The organism is Isoptericola sp. NPDC056618, assembly GCF_042792715.1.
Classification (GTDB): domain Bacteria; phylum Actinomycetota; class Actinomycetes; order Actinomycetales; family Cellulomonadaceae; genus Isoptericola; species Isoptericola nanjingensis.
This window is the reverse complement of record NZ_JBHTVZ010000001.1, coordinates 553,736-575,703: the sequence shown is the minus strand read 5'-3', so window position 1 is coordinate 575,703 and position 21,968 is coordinate 553,736. Positions and strand designations below refer to the sequence as shown.

At 73.2% G+C, this 21,968-nt stretch carries 21 protein-coding genes and 1 tRNA gene; 9 read left to right on the top strand and 13 right to left on the bottom strand.

The annotated features are described in order from the left end of the window. Nucleotides 1-108: 108 nt before the first annotated feature. Entirely contained in the window at nt 109-1,599 is a 1,491-nt protein-coding gene (locus ACFQ8T_RS02660) for an NCS2 family permease (RefSeq protein ID WP_430545002.1), read from the bottom strand. A 27-nt stretch (nt 1,600-1,626) separates the two neighbouring features. Continuing rightward, a complete protein-coding gene (locus ACFQ8T_RS02655; RefSeq protein WP_430545001.1) occupies nt 1,627-2,166 on the bottom strand; it encodes a nucleoside deaminase in 540 nt (179 codons plus the stop codon). A 431-nt stretch (nt 2,167-2,597) separates the two neighbouring features. Here ACFQ8T_RS02655 and ACFQ8T_RS02650 point away from each other — a divergent pair, with 431 nt between their 5' ends. Both ACFQ8T_RS02650 and ACFQ8T_RS02645 read left to right on the top strand, forming a co-directional pair. After that, nucleotides 2,598-3,524, top strand: a complete 927-nt coding sequence (locus tag ACFQ8T_RS02650) for a sulfurtransferase (RefSeq protein WP_430545000.1) — start codon at nt 2,598-2,600, stop codon at nt 3,522-3,524. 101 nt (nt 3,525-3,625) lie between these two features. Next, entirely contained in the window at nt 3,626-4,069 is a 444-nt protein-coding gene (locus ACFQ8T_RS02645) for a SufE family protein (RefSeq protein ID WP_429762611.1), read from the top strand. A gap of 29 nt (nt 4,070-4,098) precedes the next feature. Here ACFQ8T_RS02645 and ACFQ8T_RS02640 read toward each other — a convergent pair whose 3' ends face one another. Further along, a complete protein-coding gene (locus ACFQ8T_RS02640; RefSeq protein ID WP_430544999.1) occupies nt 4,099-4,479 on the bottom strand; it encodes a zf-TFIIB domain-containing protein in 381 nt (126 codons plus the stop codon). Nucleotides 4,480-4,559: 80 nt separating this feature from the next. On the opposite strand from ACFQ8T_RS02640, the gene ACFQ8T_RS02635 reads away from it, so the two are divergent. Both ACFQ8T_RS02635 and ACFQ8T_RS02630 read left to right on the top strand, forming a co-directional pair. Then, nucleotides 4,560-4,946: a universal stress protein gene (locus tag ACFQ8T_RS02635; RefSeq protein WP_430544998.1), complete on the top strand. Its 387-nt coding sequence runs from the start codon at nt 4,560-4,562 to the stop codon at nt 4,944-4,946. A gap of 89 nt (nt 4,947-5,035) precedes the next feature. Next, nucleotides 5,036-6,451 (top strand): alanine/glycine:cation symporter family protein, encoded by a 1,416-nt coding sequence (locus ACFQ8T_RS02630; RefSeq protein ID WP_430544997.1) that lies wholly within the window; start codon nt 5,036-5,038, stop codon nt 6,449-6,451. On the opposite strand, the gene ACFQ8T_RS02625 is transcribed toward ACFQ8T_RS02630, so the two are convergent. Beyond that, nucleotides 6,405-7,766, bottom strand: a complete 1,362-nt coding sequence (locus ACFQ8T_RS02625; protein ID WP_430544996.1) for a DUF2235 domain-containing protein — start codon at nt 7,764-7,766, stop codon at nt 6,405-6,407. The genes ACFQ8T_RS02630 and ACFQ8T_RS02625 overlap by 47 nt on opposite strands. Before the next feature lie 116 nt (nt 7,767-7,882). Further along, on the bottom strand, nt 7,883-8,761 hold the full coding sequence (locus ACFQ8T_RS02620; protein WP_430544995.1) for an NAD(P)-dependent oxidoreductase: 879 nt from the start codon (nt 8,759-8,761) through the stop codon (nt 7,883-7,885). Here ACFQ8T_RS02620 and ACFQ8T_RS02615 point away from each other — a divergent pair. Further along, nucleotides 8,730-9,764 (top strand): SDR family oxidoreductase, encoded by a 1,035-nt coding sequence (locus ACFQ8T_RS02615; RefSeq protein ID WP_430544994.1) that lies wholly within the window; start codon nt 8,730-8,732, stop codon nt 9,762-9,764. The genes ACFQ8T_RS02620 and ACFQ8T_RS02615 overlap by 32 nt on opposite strands. A gap of 22 nt (nt 9,765-9,786) precedes the next feature. On the opposite strand, the gene ACFQ8T_RS02610 is transcribed toward ACFQ8T_RS02615, so the two are convergent. Genes ACFQ8T_RS02610 through ACFQ8T_RS02600 form a run of 3 tightly spaced genes read right to left on the bottom strand, consistent with a single transcriptional unit; the run spans nt 9,787 to nt 12,326 of the window. Further along, nucleotides 9,787-10,560 carry an amino acid ABC transporter ATP-binding protein gene (locus ACFQ8T_RS02610; RefSeq protein WP_430544993.1) on the bottom strand — a complete coding sequence of 258 codons (774 nt, stop codon included), beginning with the start codon at nt 10,558-10,560 and terminating at the stop codon, nt 9,787-9,789. Further along, on the bottom strand, nt 10,557-11,450 hold the full coding sequence (locus ACFQ8T_RS02605; RefSeq protein ID WP_430544992.1) for an amino acid ABC transporter permease: 894 nt from the start codon (nt 11,448-11,450) through the stop codon (nt 10,557-10,559). Before ACFQ8T_RS02605 ends, ACFQ8T_RS02610 begins: the two co-directional genes overlap by 4 nt. Before the next feature lie 15 nt (nt 11,451-11,465). Next, nucleotides 11,466-12,326 carry an ABC transporter substrate-binding protein gene (locus ACFQ8T_RS02600; protein WP_430544991.1) on the bottom strand — a complete coding sequence of 287 codons (861 nt, stop codon included), beginning with the start codon at nt 12,324-12,326 and terminating at the stop codon, nt 11,466-11,468. A gap of 217 nt (nt 12,327-12,543) precedes the next feature. On the opposite strand from ACFQ8T_RS02600, the gene ACFQ8T_RS02595 reads away from it, so the two are divergent. Genes ACFQ8T_RS02595 through ACFQ8T_RS02585 form a run of 3 tightly spaced genes read left to right on the top strand, consistent with a single transcriptional unit; the run spans nt 12,544 to nt 14,543 of the window. Then, the gene (locus ACFQ8T_RS02595) at nt 12,544-12,930 is read left to right on the top strand and encodes a YciI family protein (RefSeq protein ID WP_430544990.1); all 387 of its coding nucleotides are present in this window, start codon (nt 12,544-12,546) and stop codon (nt 12,928-12,930) included. Beyond that, entirely contained in the window at nt 12,927-13,277 is a 351-nt protein-coding gene (locus tag ACFQ8T_RS02590) for a YciI family protein (protein WP_430544989.1), read from the top strand. Before ACFQ8T_RS02595 ends, ACFQ8T_RS02590 begins: the two co-directional genes overlap by 4 nt. Nucleotides 13,278-13,298: 21 nt before the next feature. Next, entirely contained in the window at nt 13,299-14,543 is a 1,245-nt protein-coding gene (locus ACFQ8T_RS02585) for an RNA polymerase sigma factor (protein WP_430544988.1), read from the top strand. 15 nt (nt 14,544-14,558) lie between these two features. Here the strand turns inward: ACFQ8T_RS02585 and ACFQ8T_RS02580 are convergent, their stop codons facing one another. The 5 genes from ACFQ8T_RS02580 to ACFQ8T_RS02560 all read right to left on the bottom strand — a co-directional run bounded on the left by ACFQ8T_RS02580 (nt 14,559) and on the right by ACFQ8T_RS02560 (nt 20,235). Then, the gene (locus tag ACFQ8T_RS02580) at nt 14,559-15,053 is read right to left on the bottom strand and encodes a dsRBD fold-containing protein (protein WP_430544987.1); all 495 of its coding nucleotides are present in this window, start codon (nt 15,051-15,053) and stop codon (nt 14,559-14,561) included. An 87-nt stretch (nt 15,054-15,140) separates the two neighbouring features. After that, nucleotides 15,141-15,410, bottom strand: a complete 270-nt coding sequence (locus ACFQ8T_RS02575; RefSeq protein ID WP_430544986.1) for a Rho termination factor N-terminal domain-containing protein — start codon at nt 15,408-15,410, stop codon at nt 15,141-15,143. A gap of 172 nt (nt 15,411-15,582) precedes the next feature. Next, nucleotides 15,583-15,659 (bottom strand) — tRNA-Met (locus ACFQ8T_RS02570). A gap of 207 nt (nt 15,660-15,866) precedes the next feature. Further along, nucleotides 15,867-18,947, bottom strand: coding sequence for a UPF0182 family protein (locus tag ACFQ8T_RS02565; protein ID WP_430544985.1), 3,081 nt, complete (start codon nt 18,945-18,947; stop codon nt 15,867-15,869). Between the two features lie 118 nt (nt 18,948-19,065). After that, nucleotides 19,066-20,235, bottom strand: coding sequence for a PDZ domain-containing protein (locus tag ACFQ8T_RS02560; RefSeq protein ID WP_430544984.1), 1,170 nt, complete (start codon nt 20,233-20,235; stop codon nt 19,066-19,068). Nucleotides 20,236-20,472: 237 nt separating this feature from the next. Here ACFQ8T_RS02560 and ACFQ8T_RS02555 point away from each other — a divergent pair, with 237 nt between their 5' ends. Then, nucleotides 20,473-21,945 carry a zinc-dependent metalloprotease gene (locus ACFQ8T_RS02555; RefSeq protein WP_430544983.1) on the top strand — a complete coding sequence of 491 codons (1,473 nt, stop codon included), beginning with the start codon at nt 20,473-20,475 and terminating at the stop codon, nt 21,943-21,945. The last annotated feature ends 23 nt before the right edge of the window (nt 21,946-21,968 follow it).

Genomic DNA, 21,968 nt, shown 5'->3' with positions numbered 1-21,968 from the left:
CCCCGGCCCCCCCCCCCCGCCCCCGGCCGCACCCCGCTGTTGCCTGCTGGGCCCCCCCCCCCGGGGGGGGCGGGGGGGGGGGCCCCCCCCCCCCCCCCGACGTTGCCGTCAGGCGCCGAGCGCCGCCGAGAGCGGGCCGCGCACGAAGTACACGAGGAAGCCCGCGGCGACCACCCACAGCAGCGGGTGGACGTCGCGCGCCCGTCCGCAGGCGAAGCGCAGCAGCACCCACGTGATGAAGCCGATCCCGATCCCGTTGGCGATGGAGTACGTCAGCGGCATCGTCACGACCGTGAGGAACACCGGCAGGGCGACGGAGAAGTCGCCCAGGTCGATCTCCTTGATCTCCCGCATCATCATCGCGCCGACCACCACGAGGGCGCCGCTGGCGACCTCGATCGGCACGACGGCGGTCAGCGGCGTGAGGAACATGGCGACCAGGAACAGGCCACCCGTCACGACCGACGCCAGGCCGGTGCGCGCCCCCTCGCCCACGCCCGCCGCCGAGTCGACGAACACGGTGTTCGACGACGACGACGTCGCGCCTCCCACGACCGCGCCCACGCCCTCGACGACCAGCGCCGACTTGATCTTCGGGAAGTTCCCGTCCTGGTCGGCGAGCCCGCCCTGCTTGGCGAGCCCCGTCATCGTGCCCATCGCGTCGAAGAAGTTCGTGAAGAACAGCGTGAACACGAGCATCGTGGCCGCGAGCGCCCCGATGCGGTCGAAGGCGCCGAAGCTGAACTGGCCCAGCAGGGACAGGTCCGGCACGGAGACCAGCGAGTCCGGCAGCGCGGGCACCGACAGGTGCCAGCCGCCCGGGTTGTCGTCGCTCGCGGGCCCGAGCCGGAGCACCGCCTCCACGACGATCGCCACGATCGTGGTCCCGACCAGGCCGATGAGCAGCCCGCCCTTGACCCCGCGGGACACGAGGATCCCCATGAGCAGCAGGCCGAGGACGAAGATCATCGTCGGCACGGTGGCGATCGACCCTCCGTCGCCGAGCTGCACCGGCGGGCCGCCCTCCGTGGGGGTGACGAAGCCGGCGTCGACGAAGCCGATGAAGGCGATGAACAGGCCGATGCCGACGGTGATGGCCGCCTTGAGCTGGCGCGGGACGGCGTTGAAGATCGCCGACCGCGCGCCCGTGACGGCGAGCAGCACGATGAGCAGACCGTTGATGAGCACGAGGCCCATCGCCTCGGGCCAGGTGACGTCGCCGACCACGGCGACGGCGAGGAACGAGTTGATCCCCAGCCCGGCCGCGAGCGCGAACGGCAGGTTCGCGACGAGGCCGAACAGGATGGTCAGCACGCCCGCGGCGAGGCCGGTGACGGCGCCCACCTGGGCCGTCGCGAGCCACCCGCCCGCGACGTCGGTGGGGGCGTTCTCGGCGCTCGTGCCGCCGAGGATCAGGGGGTTGAGGATGACGATGTACGCCATCGCGAAGAAGGTCACCAGGCCGCCACGGATCTCGCGTCCCGTGGTGGAGCCTCGTTCGGTGATCTTGAACAGCCGCTCCAGCACGCCACGGCGGGCGCCGGTGGAGGGCGTCTTGTCGTTCTCGGCGGTGTCCCGCCGGGTTCCCAGGATGGTCACGTCCTTGTGTCCTTTCCGGCCCGCGCGTCAGTAGTCGATGCGGGTCTCGAGGACGCGCCACGCGTCGAACGGCGCGACGGCGCTGCCGGTGCGCTCGTGGCGCACGGTCATCACCCCGCCGGCGGCCCGGGTCTCGGGTGCCGCGGCGAAGAAGTCGTAGAACACGGCGTCGTCGAACCCGGCGGCCGCCGCGTCGTGGCGGTCGGCGGCGAAGTAGACGGCGTCCACGCGCGCCCAGAGGGCGGACGCGAGGCACATCGGGCACGGCTCGCAGCTCGAGTAGAGGACGGCCCCCGACAGGTCGAACGTGCCGAGCTCGGCGCAGGCCCGCCGGATGGCGGTGACCTCCGCGTGCGCGGTGGGGTCGTTGTCCTGGGTGACGCGGTTGTTGCCTTCGATGACGCGGCCGTCACGGGTGACGACGACGGCTCCGAAGGGGCCGCCCGCGTTCGCCACGCTGTCGACGGCCAGGGAGACGGCCCTCTCGAGGTGGGCTGCGGCCGGACGGACGGCGGGAGCAACGGCCGTCCTGGGTGCCTGGGTGTTGATCACGGCATTGCGGTCCATGGTGAGTCTCCACGGTTCGGGCAGCGGCCCCCGGGTGCTCGGGTCCGTCGGCCCCTCGAGGTCCCGGTGGAGACCGGGCGCTCGGCGGGTCGCTGCAGGCGAGTTGTCCTTCATGCCGCCTGGTAGATAGCTGCCGGTGTCGGATCGATCTCGTCGATCACCGCGCGGGAGTCGACGTCGACGTCCGCGCGGCCCGGGCCCGCCTTAGGCATTCGCGACGCTAGCACTCGGTGACGGACACCACAAGAATTTCGGAATCACATTTCCGTATCGCGGGCGTTTCGTCGCGATGAACGCCGTCTCGCATCGTGGTCCCACATGATGGACACGGACTGTCGCGGCAGGTCCGCCTGTTCCTAGAGTGTCCACGAACCCGAGTGGCCACGACCCGCCGCGCCCGGCGCGCTCCGCGCCGCACAGATGGAGGAACCATGCCCGCACCCACCGACCCGACGCCGCGCCTCGCCGAGTACGCGCACCCCGAGCGCCTCGTGACGACGTCGTGGCTCGCCGAGAACCTCGACACCCCGGGCCTGGTGGTGGTGGAGTCCGACGAGGACGTCCTCCTCTACGAGACCGGCCACATCCCCGGGTCGGTGAAGATCGACTGGCACACCGACCTGCTGCAGCCCGTCGAGCGTGACTACCTCGACGGCGCCGGCTTCGCCGACCTGCTCGCGAGCCGCGGCATCTCCCGCGACACGACGATCGTGCTGTACGGCGACAAGAACAACTGGTGGGCCGCGTACACCGCGTGGGTCTTCACGCTGTTCGGTCACGAGGACGTCCGCCTGCTCGACGGCGGCCGCAACCTGTGGGTGGCGGAGGGTCGCGAGCTCACCACCGACGTGCCGTCCCCCGCCCGCGGCGACTACCCCGTCGTCGAGCGCGACGACTCGACCTTCCGCGCCTTCAAGGAGGACGTGCTGGACCACCTGGGCAACGGCCCCCTGGTGGACATCCGCTCCCCGCAGGAGTTCTCCGGCGAGCGCCTGCACATCCCGGACTACCCGGAGGAGGGCGTGCTGCGCGGCGGCCACATCCCGTCGGCGCGCAACGTCCCCTGGGCCACCGCGGTCGCCGAGGACGGCACCTACAAGCCGCGCGCCGAGCTCGAGGCGATCTACCAGGAGGGCGGCCTCGGCCTCACGGCGGGCGACTCCGTGATCACGTACTGCCGCATCGGCGAGCGCTCCAGCCACACGTGGTTCGCGCTGCGCTACCTGCTCGGCATCGACGACGTCCGCAACTACGACGGCTCCTGGACCGAGTGGGGCAACGCCGTGCGCGTGCCGATCGTCGCGGGCGCCGAGCCCGGCGAGGTCCCCGCGAGCGTCAAGCAGGCGCAGGCTGCCTGACCCGCCCGACCAGCCACGGCGCCGCGCTCGAGCCGGTCCGGACCCATCCGCGGTCCGGACCGGCTCGACCGGCGTCCGGCTCCCTACGAGAGACTGGGACCATGACCGACGCCGCCACCCTGCCCGAGCCGCTCGCCGAGATCCGCGAGGAGTTCCTCGCCCTGCCCGAGCGCGACCGGCTGCAGCTGCTGCTCGAGTTCTCCCGCGAGCTGCCGGGCCTGCCCCCGCGGTACGAGAGCGCGCCCGGCCTGCTCGAGGCGGTCGAGGAGTGCCAGTCCCCCGTGCGCGCGTTCGCGGAGGTCGACGGCGACGTCGTGCACTTCTACGCGACCGCCCCGCAGGAGGCGCCCACCACGCGCGGGTTCGCGTCGATCCTGGCCCAGGGGCTGTCCGGCCTCTCGGCCCAGCAGGTGCTGGACGTGCCCGACGACTTCCCGCTGATGATCGGGCTCACCCGCGCGGTCAGCCCGCTGCGGCTCAACGGCATGGCGGGCATGCTCACCCGCGCCAAGCGGCAGGTGCGCGAGCAGCTCGCCGCCGCCTGACGCACCCGCCGACGCGGGCTTCGGGCCCGTCAGAAGTCGAACAGGTCCCCGAGGAACGAGTCCTTCTTCTTGCGCTTGCGGTAGCGGGGGTCGTACCCGCGGTCGTCGTAGCGCTTGTCGTCGTACCGCTTGTCGTCGTACCTCGCGTCGTCATGGCGACGGTCGTCGTAGCGCTTGTCGTCGTAGCGACGCTCGTCGTACGACGCCGGGTAGGGCGGCCCCGGGGAGGCCGGCGCGGGCGGCACGGGCCCGCGCGCCTCGGCGGCGATCTCCGACTCGAGGGACCGTTCGATGATCTTGTCGAGCTCACCCCGGTCGAGCCACACGCCCCGGCACTGCGGGCAGTAGTCGATCTCGATGCCCTTGCGCTCGGACATCACGAGGACGGACTGGTCGTGGGGGCACTGCATGATGCGCTGCTCCTTCGTCGGCTGGTGGGGTCAACGGGTCGGACCGGCGCGAGGTTCCCTCCGTGTGCGAGAGTGTGCGCATGACGGTGCTCGTGGCCTACAACCCGTCGCCCCACGGTGAGGCGGCCGTCCGGACGGCGATCGCGGAGGCGACCCGCCGCGGGCTGCCGCTGCACGTGGTCCATCTCGCCCGGTCGGACGACCCCGTCGACGGCGACCCCCTCGACGGCATCCTTGCCGAGGCGGGCGAGAGCGTCGAGGTCCTGCCGGTCACCCGCCGGCCCTCCGGCACCGAGCCCGCGGACGCGATCCTCGACGCCGCCGAGGCGTCCGGCGCGACGCTCGTCGTCCTCGGCTCCCGCAAGCGCTCCACCGCGGGCACCTTCCTCGTCGGGACGACGACACAGCGGGTGCTGCTCGACTCCCCCGTCCCGGTGCTCGTCGTCAAGGACGCCTACGACTCCTGACCGGCTGCGACGCGTCGGGCCCTCGCCCGACCGGCGACACGCGCCGTCGTCCCCCGACGGATGACGACGGCAACGGGTTGGTGCGCGGCGTGGTTTCCTTCGCTGACTTCATCGCCGCAGCCAGCTCCTTCGTCTGGGGCCCCTTCCTGCTGATCCCGCTGCTGCTGGGCACGGGCCTGTACCTCACGATCCGGCTCAAGGGGCTGCAGTTCCGCAAGCTCGGACCCGCACTGCGCCTCGGGCTGCTCCAGCGCAAGGAGGCCTCGGCGGGCGACGGCGACGGCGAGGGCGACATCTCGCACTACCAGGCGCTGACCACCGCGCTCGCCGCCACGGTCGGCGTCGGCAACATCGCCGGCGTCGCGACCGCCATCGGCATCGGCGGCCCCGGCGCCCTGTTCTGGATGTGGGTCACCGGCCTCCTGGGCATGGCCTCCAAGTACTCGGAGGCGTTCCTCGGCTCGAAGTTCCGCGTCGTCGACGAGAAGGGCGAGCAGCGCGGCGGGCCCCAGGAGTACCTCAAGCGGGGCATCCGCGGGCCCCTGGGCAAGATCCTCGCCGTCGCGTTCGCCGTCTTCGCTGCGCTCGCCGCGTTCGGCATCGGCAACATGACGCAGACCAACACGATCGCGCAGTCCCTCGACGACACGTTCGGCGTCCCGCCGCTGGCGACGGGCATCGTCATCGTGCTCTTCGTGGGCGTCGTCCTCATCGGCGGCATCAAGCGGATCGGCGCGGTCACCGCGTCGTTCGTGCCGACGATGATCCTCTTCTACATCCTGGCCGGGCTCCTGGTGCTCGGCGCGAACGTCACCGCCATCCCCGACGCCTTCGCACTCGTGTTCACCGACGCGTTCACGGGCACCGCGGCCACGGGCGGCTTCGTCGGCTCGACCGTCGCCCTCGCGCTGCAGTACGGCGTCGCGCGCGGCCTGTTCTCCAACGAGTCGGGCCTGGGCTCGGCCGCGATCGTCGCTGCCGCGGCGAAGACGCACCACCCGGTGCGCCAGGGCCTGGTGTCCATGACGCAGACCTTCATCGACACGATCATCGTCGTGTCGTTCACCGGCCTGGTCATCATCACGTCCGGCGCGTGGACGTCGGGCGAGGAGGGTGCGGCGATGACGTCGACGGCGATGTCGTCCGGCCCGCTCGCGCAGTTCGGCGGCGCCGTGGTCGCGATCGCCGTCGTGTTCTTCGCGCTCTCCACGGTGATCGGGTGGGCGTACTACGGCGAGCGGTGCGCCACCTCGCTCTTCGGCATCAGGGTGTCGCTGCCGTACCGCGCGATCTTCACGCTCGTGTGCCTCGTGGGCGCGGTCTGGGAGCTGGACCTCGTGTGGGGCGTGGCCGACGTCCTCAACGGACTCATGGCGCTGCCGAACCTCGTCGGGCTGCTCCTGCTGTCCGGGCTCATCGCGCGGGAGACGAAGGCCTACCTCGCGAAGGACCCCGACCTCACCGACCCGCCGGCAGCGCTCGAGGACTTCGCACCGGTTCGATGAGGTCGTCGCCCGGCACGACGAACGGGCGCAGGTCGCCGCGGGCGGCGTCGACCCGCTCGACGGGGACGCGCTCCACTCCCCCGGCCTCGGTGATCCACCAGCCGAGGTTGGGGGCGAGGGCGGCGTAGCCGTCGCGCAGGACGTGCCGCAGCACGGTGTCCGCGAGGCGCACGCCGTCGCGCCACGCCCCGACGACCTCCGCCGTCACGACGTCGTGGCCCGTGGCGCCGGCCGTGAGCTCCGCCGGGGACGACGGCACCGGCAGCGCGAGGACCCGCAGGCCGCGGCGGAACACGAGGCGGCCGTCGACCGTCGCGTAGCGCGGCCGCACGCGGGTGGCCACGTTGAGGATGCGGAACGGCCACGGCGGAGCCTGGTCCAGGACCAGGGCGGCGCGCGGGGTGAGCTGACGCGCGAGACGGTGCTCGTCGAACTGCACGCCCACGGCGCGCATCTCGGCGGCCATCCACTGCAGCGCGAGGTCGGACAGGCCGCAGCGCGAGCCGCCGCCGCCGACGTCGCCGTGGGTGCCGGGGAACCACACCTGCTCCACGCGGCCTGGCGGGTCGTCGTCGGGCACGGTCCACAGGCACGGCGCGAAGGTCAGACGACGCTCGTCGATCGCGAGCGCCTGCCGGGCGGTCTGCACGGCGGGCGCGAGGGAGACGTCGTGGAAGCGGTTCTTGCGACGGGAGGGGCCCGGGACCCCGAGCGCGCCGACCGTGTCGAAGACGCCCAGGAAGCGGACCGGGACCTCGATCCCGTGCTCCGCGCGGAACGCCTTCTTCTCCGCCCGGACCTCGTCGACCTGCCGCAGCACGGCCTCCGCCCGCCGGCGGCGCCACGATCCGGGCCTGGTGCGGGCCACGGTGCGTTGCGCCCGCGCGACACGGCGCGCCGTCGGCGGCTTGAGGCGGTAGACGCGCTCCGCCTCGCACAGCAGCCCGGCGTCCTGGGCGTCCACGGTCAGCAGGCCCACCTGCGACAGCATCCCCACGACGCTGCGCGCCGTGTACGCCCCGCGGGAGTAGCCGAGGACGACGATCTCGTCACCGGGCTCGTAGTTCATGGCCAGGAACCGGTAGCCGTCCACCACGTTGCGGGTGAACCCGTAGCCGAACGCGCCGCCCAGCAGCTGGTCGACCAGGTAGCCGCGGGCGCCGACGCCCGCCACGTAGCCGACGATCTGCTCGACGTCCGGATCAGCGCTCCCTCCGGAGCGCAGCACGGACCGCGCGAGCTTCTCGATGTTGGACACCTGCGGGTTCACCGCGTGGCTCCACGTCCCGTCGCAGCACAGCACCAGTCGCTTCATCGTCGTCCCCTCCATGTACCTCGGAGGGTGGCGGGGCGACGCTGATACGCCGAGCGTTCACGTCGTCGTGCGACGTCCGTCCACCGACGGCGTCGTGGGCGGCGTCATGAAAGGGGTCAGACGACGACGCGGATGACGGCGCTGTGGTCCAGCTCGGCGTCGCCGCGCTCGACCATCCGCTGGTACCGGTCGCGGGCGACCGCCGTCAGGGTCGTGTCGACACCGAGCCGCTGCCCGACCGCGAGGCCGAACTCGAGGTCCTTGAGCTGGGTGCGGCACGCTGCGCCGTCCGCGTAGTCGCCCGAGAGGTAGCGCCGCGACTTGTCGGTGAGCACCTGCGAGCCGGCCAGCCCGGCGCCCAGCACCTCGAGGACCGTGGCGAGGTCCAGGCCGCCGGCCTGTGCGATGGCGACCGCCTCGGCCAGGGCGTTGAGCGTGCCGCCCACGACGATCTGGTTGCACGTCTTGGTGAGCGACCCCGCGCCCACCGGACCGAGGTGGCGGACGGTCGAGCCCATCGCCTCCAGCACGGGCCGGACGGCGGCCAGGTCGTGGTCCGCGCCGCCCGCCATGATGCTCAGGCTGCCCGCGACGGCGCCCTCGACGCCGCCGCTCACGGGCGCGTCCACCAGGCGGATGCCGTCCGCCGCGAGCTCCTCCGCCCACGCGGTGACCTCGACCGGGCTCACCGTGCTCATCACGACCAGCACCGGGTCGGTGGTCCCCGCTGCGCGCCAGCCCGCCCGCAGCCCGTCCGGGCGGTCGACGACGTCCCGCACCTGCGGCAGGTCCGGCAGCATCACCACGACCACCGGCCGCGCCGCGTCCGCCGGCGTCGCGGCGACCGTCGCGCGCGGCTCGCCCTCGGCGACCGCCTCCGCCCGCGCGGCGGTCCGGTTCCACAGCGCGACGTCGAACCCCGCCGCCAGCAGGTTCCGCGCCATCGGCGCCCCCATCGGCCCCGTGCCGACGAACCCGATCGACGTGCCCTGCATCCTTGCCCCCTTCGCCACGGTCGCCGGTGGTCACCACGACCCGGCACGCCCCAGGGTAGGTCGAACGAGCGCCGCCGCCCCGAGCTGTCCGGCTCGATTTCGGCTGGACCGAGGTCACTCAGGTGCGGGTATGCACCACGACGACCTCCCGCTCGCCGGCCGCACCGCGCTCGTCACCGGCGTCTCCCGGCGCAAGGGCATCGGCTACGCCGTCGCTCGCGAGCTCGCTGGGCTCGGGGCGAGCGTCTTCATCCACCACTTCGCCCCGCACGATGCTCACCAGCCCTGGGGCGGCGACGACCTCGACGAGGTGCGCGCCGGTGTACGCGGCGCGCTCCGCGGCTCGGCCCTGAGCGGCGATGCCGGCGCAGACCTTCGCGACCCCGAGCAGATCGACGCCCTCGTCGACGCCGCACGGGACCTGACCGGCACTCTCGACGTCCTCGTGTGCAACCACGCGCGTAGTGGCGGCGACGGGTCGGTCCTCGACATGTCTGCCGAGGTCCTCGACGCGTTCCGGGAGACGAACACCCGCTCGACCTTGTTCCTCACCCGACGGTTCGCGGCTGAGCACCGGAAGGACGCTCCCAGGGCTCGACCGGGGGAACGGGTGACCTGGACTGCGCCGTCGGACCCCCGCACCGCGCCCAAGGTCGTCTGGATGACCTCGGGCCAGCAACAGGGCGCGATGCGGGGTGAGGTGGCCTACGCCGCCTCCAAGGCTGCGCTCGCGGGCGTCACCGCTACCGTCGCTGCCGAACTGCAGGACCTGGGCATCGTCCTCAACACGGTCAACCCTGGCCCGGTCAACACCGGGTATCTGGACCCCGAGTCCACGGATCGTCCCCTCGAGGAGCTCGACGCGCTCCGTCGCGCCACGCCGTTCGGCCGCTGGGGCGAACCGACCGACCCTGCGGGCCTCATCGGCTGGCTCGTCTCCGCGCCCGGCTCGTGGGTCGTCGGACAGGTCCTGACGACCGACGGCGGTTTCGGCCTCCAGTAACGGCGCATCGGGCGGCCAGGGCTCAGCCCAGCCGCCGCAGGAACTCCCGGGTGCGCTGCTCCTGCGGGTCCCCGAGCACCTGCTCGGGCGTGCCCCGCTCGTGCACGCGCCCGGCGTGCAGGAAGACGACCTCGTCGGCGACCTCGCGCGCGAAGCCCATCTCGTGCGTGGCGACGAGCATCGTCGTCGGCCGCCCCGCCACGCCCTCGCTACGCAGGGACAGCAGGATTTCGAGCACCTCCCCCACCAGCTCGGGGTCGAGGGCGGACGTCACCTCGTCGAGCAGGAGCAGCTCGGGCCCGTTCACCAGCGCGCGGGCGATGGCGGCGCGCTGCTGCTGCCCGCCCGACAGCTGGTCGGGGTACGCGCGCGCCTTGTCCGCGAGGCCGACGCGCTCGAGCATCGCCAGCGCGGCCGCCTCGGCCTCGGCCCGCGGCACCTTGTGCACGACGCGCGGCGCCAGGGTCACGTTGTCGAGCACTCGCAGGTGCGGGAAGAGGTTGTACTGCTGGAACACCATCGCGAGGCGGGCGCGGACGGCGTCGGCGTCCACCCACGGGTCGGCGACGTCCTCGCCGTCGAGCAGCACCTGGCCGTCGTCGACCTCCTCGAGCAGGTCGACGACGCGCAGCAGCGTGGACTTGCCGGAGCCGGACGACCCGACCACGACGACGCACGACCCCTCGGCCACGTCGAGGTCGACGCCGTCGAGCACGACCTTGCGGTCGGCGCCGGTGCCGAAGGACTTGCGCACGTCGCGCAGCGCCAGGAGCGGCGCGCCCGGGGACGCGGTCATCGGATCGCCCCCGCGCCCGCGACGCCGCGCAGCTCGCCGCGCCAGCCCTGCCTCGCCGACCAGGCGTCGACCAGCCGGGTGAGCGGGATCGAGATCGCGATGAACAGCAGGCCCGCGACGACGTACGGCGTGAAGTTGTAGTCCCCGGTGGTGGCGATCTGGGCGGCGCGGATCGCGTCGACGGCGCCGAGGATGGAGATGAGGCCGGAGTCCTTCTGCAGCGACACGAGCATGCTGGCCACGGGCGCCGTGACGTTGCGGACCGCCTGCGGCAGCACGACGCGCCGCGCCGCCTGCCCGCGGGTCAGCCCCAGCGACCGGGCGGCGGCCACCTGCGACGGGTGCACCGCCTCGATGCCCGCCCGGAAGATCTCCGCGAGGTACGCCGTGTAGCAGACCACGATCGACAGGCCGCCGAGGAAGGCCGCGCTCACCGGCAGCCACGGCAGCCGCAGGGCGGGCAGGCCGAAGCCGACCAGCAGCAGCACGAGCAGCAGCGGCACGCCGCGGAACACGTCCACGTACCCGACGGCGAGGATCCGCAGCGGGAACAGCGCCGGCACCCGCGACGTCCGGACGACCGCGATCAGGAGTCCCACGACCAGCGCGACGACGCTCGCCACCACCCACACCCGCAGGTTGAGCCACAGCCCCGCCGCGACCTCGGGCAGCACCTCCCACGCCCGCTCCGGGGAGAAGAACGCCTCGCGCGCCCGCTCCCAGCCGGGCGCCGTCGTCACGACGTACACGACGGCCGCCACCACCAGCACGGTCGCGACGCCCGCCACCAGCAGGGCCCGGCGGTGCTGCGCCCGCCGGTACGCGGCGCGGGCGCGCGCCCGCTCCGACGGCTGCCAGCCGCCGGTCGGCGTCGTCGCGGGCCCGGTCACCGGTCGTTCACCGCGTCAGGACAGCTCGGTGATGTCGTCCGACTTGAGCCACGTGGTCCGCAGCTCGTCGAGCGTGCCGTTCTCCTCGAGCGTGTCGACGGCGGCCGAGACGCACGCGGTGAGCGACGAGCCCTTGTCGAGCACGAGACCCAGCTGCTCCGGCTGGCCCACGGGCGGCAGGGTGCCGATCACGTGCGTGTCGGGGAAGTAGACGGTCGACGCGGCGACGCCCTGGTCGACGTCCATCACCATGGCGTCGATGGTGCCCGAGCTCAGGGCGGTCATGCCGTCGCCGGCGGCGTTGAACGGTGTCACCTCGACGTCGTCGCCCCACGCGGCGTCGGCGACGGCGAGCGACGTCTGCGAGGCCGTGACGCCGATCTTCGCGCCCTCGAGGTCGGCCAGGCTCGCCGCGTCGGAGAACTCGCCCTCGTCGGCGACGATGACGCCCTGGCGGCTGGTCAGGTAGGGGCTGGAGAAGTCGACGGCGTTCTTGCGCTCGTCGGTGATCGTCGTCTGGTAGGCGGCGACGTCGAAGGTCTTCACGGCCGGGCTGATGATCTGCTCGAAGGTGACCGACGTCCACTCGACGTCGTCCTTCGCGAACCCGAGCTCGTCCGCGACGGCGTACACGAGCGCCGACTCGAAGCCCTCTCCGCTGCTGGGCTCGCCCACGTACCAGGGCTCGAAGGGGTCGCTGGCGCCCACGGTCAGCGTGCCGTCGGCGAGGGTCTGCATCCCCTCGGGCGTGCAGTCGGTCGCGCTGCCGGACGCCGCGGGCGCGCCGTCGCCGTCCTCCGACGACGAGCAGCCGGCGAACGCGAGCGTGGCGGCCGACGCGAGAGCGACCGCGAGGACAGGACGGGAGGTGCGCACGGTGGAGCCTTTCCGACGGGGGGACCGACGAGGACGGAGCGGGTCACGCCGCCGACGAGCCTATGCCGACCGCGGGTCCCTGCGGCATGGCGGTCGTCACAGAGGAACCTCGGCGCGGTTGTCGATCTTCCCCGGGTTGTCGAACTGCACGGTCCTCGCGCGTCATCCAGGTGTACGAGCAGGTGTACGACCCGCCACGAGGAAGGACGATGGGACCATGACCACGTACGTCGTACTGCTGCCCGGCGTCGAGGACGTCTGGGAGCGCGCGAGCGCCGAGGAGCGCGCCGCCGTCTACGCGAAGCACGAGGAGTTCGCCCGGCTGCTCGCCGAGCGCGGGCACCGCGTCACCGGGGGTGCCGAGCTCACGCACTCCCGCACCACCAAGCAGGTGCGCCGCGACGCCGCGGGCCGGGTCGTCGTCACCGACGGTCCGTTCGCCGAGACGGCGGAGCAGCTGTCCGGGTTCTACCTGGTCGAGTCGGACGACCTCGACGACCTGCTCCAGATCAGCGCCACCCTCGTCGGCTCGACCGGCGGCGGCGACGCCGACGGCGTCGTCGAGGTGCGCGCCGCCGTCGACCACGAGGAGGGGGACGCATGAAGGTCGTCGTCCTGCTCACGCAGCCGAACCACTACGAGATCTGGGGCGCCGCCGACGACGCGCACCGCGAGCGCTTCTACGCCCGGCTGGAGGCGTTCGACTCCGCCGTCGCGGAGCGGGGCGAGGTCCTCGCAGGCGAGGGCCTCGGCCACCCCGGCACCGCCCGCACGCTCGGCCCGGGGACGAACGGCGACCGCGCCGTCACCGACGGCCCGTACGCCGAGGCGGCCGAGCAGCTCGGCGGCTTCTACGTCGTCGACGTGCCCGACCTGGGCACGGCCCTCGAGCTCGCGCGGCTGCTCCCGGACGAGCTCACGGTCGAGCTGCGGCCGGCCGTGGCCGGGTAGGGCACCCGTGGAGGGACGCCCGTGACGGTCCTCGAGGACCTCATGCGCGACGAGTGGGGCCGGCTCCTGGCCCTGCTCGTCGCGCGGTACCGCCGCCTCGACCTGGCCGAGGACGGTCTCGCGGACGCGTTCGAGGCGGCGGCGCGCACCTGGCCGCGCGACGGCGTGCCGGCGAACGGCCCGGCCTGGCTCCTCACCGCCGCCCGGCGCCGCGTCCTCGACCGGCTCCGGTCGGAACAGGTGCTGGCGCGGTCGATGCCGCTCCTGGAGGTCGAGGCCGACCTGGCCGCCCGGGCGCAGCGGGTGATGGCGGACGCCGGTGAGCCTCTCACCGACGAGCGGCTCCGGCTGGTGCTGCTGTGCGCCCACCCGCGGCTGTCGCGCGAGGCGGCCGCGGCGCTCTCGCTGCGCCTCGTGCTCGGCGTGCCCACGGCCGACGTGGCCCGCCTGTTCCTCCAGTCCACGCCGACGATGGCGGCGCGGCTCACCCGGGCGCGCAAGAAGCTCGCGGGCGAACGGTTCGCGCTGCCGCCCGCCGACGAGGTCGCCGACCGCCTCGGCGTCGCGGCCGACGTCGCCTACCTCGCGTTCACGGCGGGCTACGCGCCCGCCAGCGGGGACGACGTCGTGCGGGCCGAGCTCGCCGGCGAGGCGGTGCGGCTCGTCCGCGTGCTGCGCGACGTCCGCCCCACCCTGGGCGGCGGGGAGGGTGACGCGGACGACGCCGTGGCGGCGCGCGACCTCGACGCGCTCCTCGCCCTGGTGCTGCTCCAGCACTCGCGCCGCGACGCCCGCGTGGACGACGGCGCCCTGGTGCTGCTGCCGGACCAGGACCGCGCCCGGTGGCACCAGGACGAGATCGCGGAGGCCCTCGAGCTGCTCACCCCGCTCGCCACCGCGCCCCCGACGCCGTACCTGCTGCAGGCCCTCGTGGCGGCCGAGCACGCGATCGCCCGCACCCCGGACGCGACCGCGTGGGACCGCATCCTCGCCCGCTACGACGAGCTCGTGACCCTGACCGACACCCCGGTGGTGCGCCTCAACCGCGCGGTCGCCGTGGCGGAGGTCTCCGGTCCGCGCGCCGGCCTCGACGCCCTCGCCGGGGTCGCGCTGCCCGGGCACCGGCTGCCTGCGCTGCGGGCGGAGCTGCTGCGGCGCGCGGGCGACCCCGACGACGCCCTGCGGGCCTACGACGCGGCGCTCGCCCTGTGCGGGCCGGGGCCCGAGCACGACCATCTGAGCCGCCGACGGGCCGAGCTCGCCTGACCGCCCGGGCGGCGGTCAGGGATGCACGTGCGCCTGGTGCCCCGTCTGCGCGGAGATGTCCTGCTCCGCCTGCTCGAGCAGCGCGTCCGCCAGGCGTCGCAGGGCCCGTGCCGCCGCGACCTCGTCCCCGATGACCGGGACCTGCAGGTCGCCCGGGTCCTTGCGCGCGTGCCCGACCCCGCGCAGCGAGCCCACGTCCGGGCCGGGCGTCAGCATCGCCTCCGCCGTCGTGCTCCCGGACGACTCCACGAGCGAGACCCGCACGTCCCACGTGAGGGCCCGGGCGGGCGACGGTCGCGGCGACCGTGCGTGCTCCGTCCCGCCGCCGTCGTGCTGCACGAGCGTGTCCGCGCCGGGGAAGACCAGCGTCTCCTCCCCCGTGTCCGACCAGCGCACCTGGTAGGGCGGCGACCCGTCCTCGTGCGGGCAGGCGATCACGACGCCGTCGCGCACCGCCCCGCCGACCACCCCGGACGCCACCACGATCCGGTCGCCCACCGTCGCTCTCATCGCCGCCTCCTCGCGTCGTCGGGTGCCCGCCGCCCCGTGCCGGCTCTTTCCATCATGCGCCCGGCGCGGGACGCTGGCACGGCGCGGTCAGTGCGAGCGCAGCGCCTTGACGAGCTCTGCCTTGCGCATCGACGAGCGCCCCTCGATGCCGATCTCCGACGCCCGCTTCCGCAGGTCGGCGACCGTCCAGTCGTCGTAGGAGCCGGACTCCCCGCCCTTGGCGCCGACCTTCTTGCGACCCCGCGCCGCGGCGGCGTTCGCGATCCGCGCGGACTTCTCCTTGCTGTTGCCCTCGTCGCGGAGCTCCTCGTAGAGCTCCTTGTCCTTGACGCTCGGCCCTGCATCTCGACGCGGCATGGTGGCTCCTCCCGATCCGGGCGCGCCCGCGCGCTGGCTTCACGCGGTGCCCACGCTCGAGACCTATCACTCACGGGCGGTGCCGGCACCCCGGCTACGACCCGGACCCGGACATGACGAAGGCCCCGACCGGATCCCGGTCGGGGCCTTCGTGGATGTCGACGACATCCCGTGGTAGCGGGGGCAGGATTTGAACCTGCGACCTCTGGGTTATGAGCCCAGCGAGCTACCGAGCTGCTCCACCCCGCGTCGACTCCCTGAACATTACGGCGTCACCGGACACGAATCAAATCGCATCGGGCGAATGGGACGGAGGTCACACCCACGTCCTCCCCCGACCAGCGCCGACGGCCGCGACGAAGGCCGCGACAAAGGCCCTGCCGACGACCCCGCGGACGACGACGGGGCCGCCGGCCCCGAAGGACCGACGACCCCGCGCCTCGCACCACCGGCCGGTCAGCCGGCGGACTCGATCTCCTTCTCCGCGGCGACGGCGTCCTCGATCGCCTTCTGGAGACGGTCCTGCGCCTCGCCGTACGCGGTGAAGTCGCCGGCCTTCAGCGCCTCGTCGCTGTCGGTCATCGCGTCGTTCGCCTCCTGGAGCGCGGAGTTCAGGCGCGACTGCGCGTCGCCCGACGGCGTGCTGCCGCCGCTCGGCTCCGTCGACGGCTCCGTGCTGGGCTCCGTGGACGGCTCGGTGCTGGGCTCCGTGGACGGCTCGGTCGCCCCGTCCTCGCCGTCGACCGGCGCGGTGGGCACCTCGGTCTCGGTCCCGCCGTCGGCGTCGCCGGCCGTCGCGCCCGAGTCGCCGCCGAAGACCTGATCCAGGGCCTCGTCGAGCGTCTCCGCGTACCCGGTCTGGTCGCCGAACGCGACCAGCACACGGCGCAGCAGCGGGTACGCCGTGCCACCGGCGGACTGGATGTACACCGGCTGCACGTAGAGCAGGCCACCGCCCACGGGCAGGGTCAGCTGGTTGCCGCGCACGACGTTCGACGAGCCGCGCTCGAGGATGTTCAGCTGCTCCGAGATCGTCGGGTTCGAGTCGAAGTTGTTCTGCACCTGGCCGGGGCCCGGCACCGTCGAGTCCCGGGGCAGCTCCAGCATCCGCAGCTTCCCGTAGCCCTCCGCCACCTCTCCCGCGGTGGACCCGGCGTCGCCGTCGGCGGCCAGGTACCCGGTGAGGATCTCGCGGTCGGTGTTACCACCCGGGATGAAGGTGCTGGTCAACGAGAACGCCGAGCTCTGCTGACCCGGCATCTGCAGCGACATGTAGTACGGAGGCTGCTTGGCCGCGTTCGAGCCGGTCGCCCCGCCGCTGGCCACCGGGTCCGCCGGGTTCGCCCAGAAGTCCTGGCCGGAGAAGAACTGTCCCGCGTCCTCGACGTGGTACTGGGTCAGCAGCGTGCGCTGGACCTTGAACATGTCCTCGGGGTAGCGGATGTGGCTCATGAGGTCGCCGGAGATCTCCGACATCGGCTTGACCGACGTCGGGAACACGTCGGACCAGGCCTTGAGGACCGGGTCCTGCGTGTCCCAGGCGTACAGGTCCACCGAGCCGTCGTAGGCGTCGACGGTCGCCTTCACCGAGTTGCGGATGTAGTTGACCTCCGGCGGCATCTCCACGGGCACGCCCTGCGCGGCGAGCGTCAGGGAGTCCGCCGTCGCCTCCTGCATGGGGCGGCTGGTCGAGTACGGGTACGCGTCCGACGTGGTGTACCCGTCGATGATCCACTTGACGCGCCCGTCGACGACCGCCGGGTACATGCCCTGGTCGAGGGTCAGCCACGGGGCGACCTTCTGCACGCGCGTCATCGGGTCACGGTCGTAGAGGATCTGCGACTCCTCGGTCACGCGGTCGGAGAACAGCATCTCCTGCGAGCCGAACTTCAGCGCGTACAGCAGCTTGCTGCCGAACGACCCGACCGACGGACCCGCCTCCACGTCCTGCGTCGGGAACGTCGTGTTGACCTGCTGGCCACCCTGCTCGTCGTCCGCCTGGTAGTCGAGCTCCCACGGCTTCGCGTCCTCCGGCGCGCCCACGATGGAGTACTCCGACGTGGACGGGCTGAAGTAGATGCGGGGCTCGTACCCCTTGTCGGTGAGCGCACCCTGCGTCGGGATGCCGCCCTCGTAGAAGGCGGGCTGTCCGTCCGGTCCGGGCTGGTTGCCGTACGCGGCGACGACGCCGTAGCCGTGGGTGAACACCGTGTGGTCGTTCACCCAGTTGCGCTGGCCGTCGCCCAGGCCGTCGAGGTTCAGCTCGCGCACCGCGATCACGGTGTCGCGGGACTCGCCGTCGATGTCGTAGCGGTCCACCGACAGGTTGTCGGCGAAGTTGTAGTACTGCTTGTTCTGCTGCAGCTGGCGGAACGACGGGCTGACGATCTGCGGGTCGAGCAGCCGCACCGACGCGGTGGTGTCCGCGTCCTCGCGCAGCGCGCCCTGCTCCGCCTCCGTGGTGGCGTCGTACGGCTGGGTCTCGATGTCGTCCAGCCCGTACGCCGCGTGCGTGGCGTCGATGTTGCGCTGGATGTAGTCGGCCTCGAGCTCCTGGGCGTTGGGGTTCACCTGGAACCGCTGCACCACGGCCGGGTAGATGCCGCCGATCGCGATCGCCGACACGACCATGAGACCGACGCCGATGGCCGGCAGGCGCCACGTGCCGCGGACCGCCGCCACGACGAACAGCAGCGCCACGAGCACCGCGACGCCCGTGAGGATCTCCTTCGACGGGATGACGGCGTGCACGTCCGAGTACGAGGCGCCGTTGTAGGTGGCAGCAGTGCTGCCGCCGTTCGTCGCCGTCAGCAGCGAGTACCGGTCGAGCCAGTAGTTGGCGCCGATCACGAGCATGAGCGCGGAACCCAGCACCGCGAGGTGCACACGGGACGCGCGGGTGGTGCGCGGGGTGCCCGCCGGCACGGGGCCGAGCCGCAGCCCGCCGTACAGGTAGTGCGTCACCAGCGCGGCGATGCCGGCGATGATCACGACCGCCATGAGGAAGCTCACGACGAATCGCAGCGCGGGCAGCGAGAAGACGTAGAACCCGAGGTCGATGCCGAACTGCGGGTCCTTCTCACCGAACGAGGAGGGGTTGATCGCCAGGAGCACGCTGCGCCACTGCGCGGACGCCGCGACGCCGGCGAAGAACCCGACGACGACCGGCCCGGCGATGGTCACGACGCGCCGCAGCGGCTCGATGGCCTCGCGGTACTGGTCCAGGGTCGCCTGCTCCGGCGTCGACGGCGCGTAGACGGGACGCACCCGGTACGCGACGGCGAACGACGAGAACACGGCGGCCGCCATCACGAGGAAGCCGATGACGAACAGGACGCCGCGGGTGATCCACTCCGTCCAGATCACGTTGCCGAAGCCGAGCGCGTCGAACCACATGATCTCGGTCCAGAACTGCGCGAGCAGGAGCAGCGCGACGACGACCGCGGCGATCACGACCAGCGTGATCGCCAAGGGGCTGCGGCGGCGCTTGGCGGGCGGGCCGCCTGGTCGTCGACGGGGTGGGGCAGCGAAGGACACGGTGCGGGCACCTCACTCGTGCTCGGGACGGACGGACGTTCTGGTGTGGAACGTCCCTGTCATCCCTCAGGTTCCCACGCTTCGCGCGCGGGTGGGCGACCGGCCCTTCACACGCCGGTCACGAGCACGTCGGAAGGTCCGTGCCCTCCCCCGCACCGATCGCCTCGATCGCGGTCCGCGCGTCGTCGAGGGTGGCCACCCGGACCACCCGCAGCCCGTCGGGGACGTGCCCGACGACCTCGTCACAGTTGTCCGCCGGGGCGAGGAACCAGTCCGCGCCGGCGTCGACCGCTCCGAAGAGCTTCTGCTGGATGCCGCCGATCGGGCCGACGAGCCCGTCGACGCTCATCGTGCCGGTGCCCGCCACGTGCGCGCCGTCCAGCTCGTCCTCGGGCGTCATCTTCGTGATGATCGCCAGCGCGAACATCGTGCCGGCGCTCGGCCCGCCGATGTCGCCCGGCCGGATGGTCACGTCGACCGGGTAGTCGTACGCCGGGTCGAGGAGCACGCCGAGCGCGGCCCGCCCGTCCCCCTCCGACGTCGTCACCGTGAGGTCCGTCGCCTCGCCGTCGCGCTCGACGCCCAGCGTGACGTCGGCGCCCGGCGTCACGTCGTCGAGGGCAGCGAGCAGGTCCTGGTGGGTCGTGACCTCGTGCCCGTCGATGCTGCGCACGACGTCCCCCGCCTCGACGACGCCGTCGGCGCCGGAGTCGGGCACGGTGCCCGCGACGGTGAGGGTGGCGGGCACCTCGTACCCCAGCTCCGTCAGCGCGGCCACGGTCGCGGCCGACTCCGACCCCGCCATCTGCGCCTGGCCGACCTCCTGCTGCTGCTCCCGCGTGGTCTGCTCGGGGAAAATCGACTCGACCGGCTGCACCGAGCGCTCGCGCGAGCCCCAGCCCCACAGCACGTCGCCGAGCAGGACGTCGCCGCCGGGCCCGCCGTAGACGGACACGGTGGTGAGCCGCAGCTCGCCCGTGACGTCGTAGGTCTCGGCGCCCTCGATCTCGACGACCGGCTTCGCCGTCGCGCTCCGGCCTCCGCTCGACGTCTCGTCCGCACCGCTCTGCACGTCCGCGCCCTGCAGCCCGAGCGTGTCCTCCGTCGGCCCCGGGGCCCGGATCGCGTAGGGCGTGGGGAGCACCAGGAGGACGGCCGCGAGGAGCGCCGTCGTCAGCAGGGAGACGCCGAGCGTCACGCTGCGGCGCGACGCGCGCGCGCCAGGGAGCGTGTCCTCGTCGGGCGACGACGGGTCGTCGGGCGCGAGGATGTCGCGGTCGAAGGTCACGGGCACATCATCGCCGACGTTCCTGGACGCTGCGCCCGGTCACAGGCACGGTCGGTAGCCCGGTCGGAGGCACGGCCGGGCCCCCGTGGGTCAGGGGAGTCCGGGAGATCTGCGCCCAGAGCGAACCGCCGGAACCCCACGACCCGGCCGGACGTCGTCGGTGGTTACGGTGAACCAGTCGGAAGACGGCCGCCGTCGCCCGACGTCCCTCCACCGCACAGCCGAGGAGCCCCGCGCATGAGCAACCTTCCCGACGACCCCGAGGGTGCCGAGGAGCGCGAGCGCATGCTGCGCTCGATGCTGGAGGGCTTCTTCGGCGACCGCACCGACGAGGTCCTCGCCCAGATGCGCGCGCAGGGCATCGACCCGGCGGCGCTCGCAGGCATGCCCGGCGCCGGCACGCCGGACCCGGCGACCATGCAGCACGTCCTCGCCCAGGTGCAGCGGCTGCTGTCCGCGTCCGGCGACGGCCCGGTGAACACCGACGTCGCGCACGACATCGCCCGGCAGGTCGCCGTCGCCGAGGGCGACCCGTCGCTCACGGGGGGCCAGGCCAAGGCCGCGACAGACGCCCTCGGCGTGGCGGAGCTGTGGCTCGACGCCGTGACCGACCTGCCGCCCGCCGGGGGGCGCGCGCACGCGTGGAGCCGCTCGGAGTGGGTCGAGGCCACCCTGCCCGCCTGGAACCGGCTGGTGGCACCCGTCGCGACGTCCGTCGCCGACGCCCTCGCCACCGTGCTGCGCGACCAGCTCCCCGGGGAGCTCGGCGACGACGCGCTGGGCATGCCGGGTCTCGCGGGCCTGCCCGCCGGCGCCCTGGGCGGCGGCGCGTTCGACCCCGCCCAGATGATGCGCCGGCTCGGGTCGGCCGTGTTCGGCATGCAGGTGGGGCAGGCCGCGGGCACCCTGTCGCGGGAGGTGTTCGGCGCCACCGACGTCGGCGTCCCGCTCCTGTCCGAGCCCGCCACCGTGCTGCTGCCGTCCAACGTCACGGCGTTCGCCGACGGGCTCGACGCGCCGCTGGAGGAGGTGCGCCACTTCCTCGCGCTGCGCGAGGCCGCGCACGCCCGGCTGTTCACGCACGTCCCCTGGCTCGCGGCGCACCTGCACGGCCTCGTCGAGCAGTACGCGCGCGGCATCACCATCGACCTGGACGTGCTCGAGCAGCAGGTCCGCGACATCGATCCCAGCGACCCCGAGGCGCTGCGCGGCGCGCTGACCGGCGGCGTCTTCGGGCTGCAGCACACCCCCGAGCAGGAGGCGACCCTGCTGCGCCTCGAGACCGCGCTCGCGCTCGTCGAGGGCTGGGTCACGGAGGTCGCCGCCACCGCGGCGCTCCCCCACCTGCCGCACACCTACCCGCTGCGCGAGATGATCCGCCGCCGCCGCGCGGCCGGCGGCCCCGCGGAGCACACCTTCGCCACGCTGGTCGGGCTCGAGCTGCGCCCGCGGCGCTCCCGCGACGCCACCGCGCTCTTCGCGCACGTCCTCGCCGAGGGCGGCCCGCAGGCCCGCGACGCCGTCTGGGAGCACCCGGACCTGCTGCCCGGCACCGCCGACCTCGACGACCCCGCCGGCTACTTCACGCGCCGTCAGGAGCAGGCGGAGGAGCAGTCCGACGTCGACGCAGCGCTGGCGCAGATCCTGGACGCCGCGGACCGGTCGGCGAAGGACGACGACGCCGAGGACGGGGACTCCCCGACCTCCTGACCCGTCGCCGGTCGGCCTGTCGG

Excerpts from the sequence above, each read along its gene's own strand:
- ACFQ8T_RS02580 (WP_430544987.1), bottom strand. The coding sequence starts at position 15,053 with ATGAGAGCGACGGTGGGCGACCGGATCGTGGTGGCGTCCGGGGTGGTC.
- ACFQ8T_RS02640 (WP_430544999.1), bottom strand. The coding sequence starts at position 4,479 with ATGCAGTGCCCCCACGACCAGTCCGTCCTCGTGATGTCCGAGCGCAAG.
- ACFQ8T_RS02575 (WP_430544986.1), bottom strand. The coding sequence starts at position 15,410 with ATGCCGCGTCGAGATGCAGGGCCGAGCGTCAAGGACAAGGAGCTCTAC.
- ACFQ8T_RS02645 (WP_429762611.1), top strand. The coding sequence starts at position 3,626 with ATGACCGACGCCGCCACCCTGCCCGAGCCGCTCGCCGAGATCCGCGAG.
- ACFQ8T_RS02555 (WP_430544983.1), top strand. The coding sequence starts at position 20,473 with ATGAGCAACCTTCCCGACGACCCCGAGGGTGCCGAGGAGCGCGAGCGC.
- ACFQ8T_RS02650 (WP_430545000.1), top strand. The coding sequence starts at position 2,598 with ATGCCCGCACCCACCGACCCGACGCCGCGCCTCGCCGAGTACGCGCAC.
- ACFQ8T_RS02590 (WP_430544989.1), top strand. The coding sequence starts at position 12,927 with ATGAAGGTCGTCGTCCTGCTCACGCAGCCGAACCACTACGAGATCTGG.
- ACFQ8T_RS02625 (WP_430544996.1), bottom strand. The coding sequence starts at position 7,766 with ATGAAGCGACTGGTGCTGTGCTGCGACGGGACGTGGAGCCACGCGGTG.
- ACFQ8T_RS02620 (WP_430544995.1), bottom strand. The coding sequence starts at position 8,761 with ATGCAGGGCACGTCGATCGGGTTCGTCGGCACGGGGCCGATGGGGGCG.
- ACFQ8T_RS02595 (WP_430544990.1), top strand. The coding sequence starts at position 12,544 with ATGACCACGTACGTCGTACTGCTGCCCGGCGTCGAGGACGTCTGGGAG.
- ACFQ8T_RS02610 (WP_430544993.1), bottom strand. The coding sequence starts at position 10,560 with ATGACCGCGTCCCCGGGCGCGCCGCTCCTGGCGCTGCGCGACGTGCGC.
- ACFQ8T_RS02655 (WP_430545001.1), bottom strand. The coding sequence starts at position 2,166 with ATGGACCGCAATGCCGTGATCAACACCCAGGCACCCAGGACGGCCGTT.
- ACFQ8T_RS02635 (WP_430544998.1), top strand. The coding sequence starts at position 4,560 with ATGACGGTGCTCGTGGCCTACAACCCGTCGCCCCACGGTGAGGCGGCC.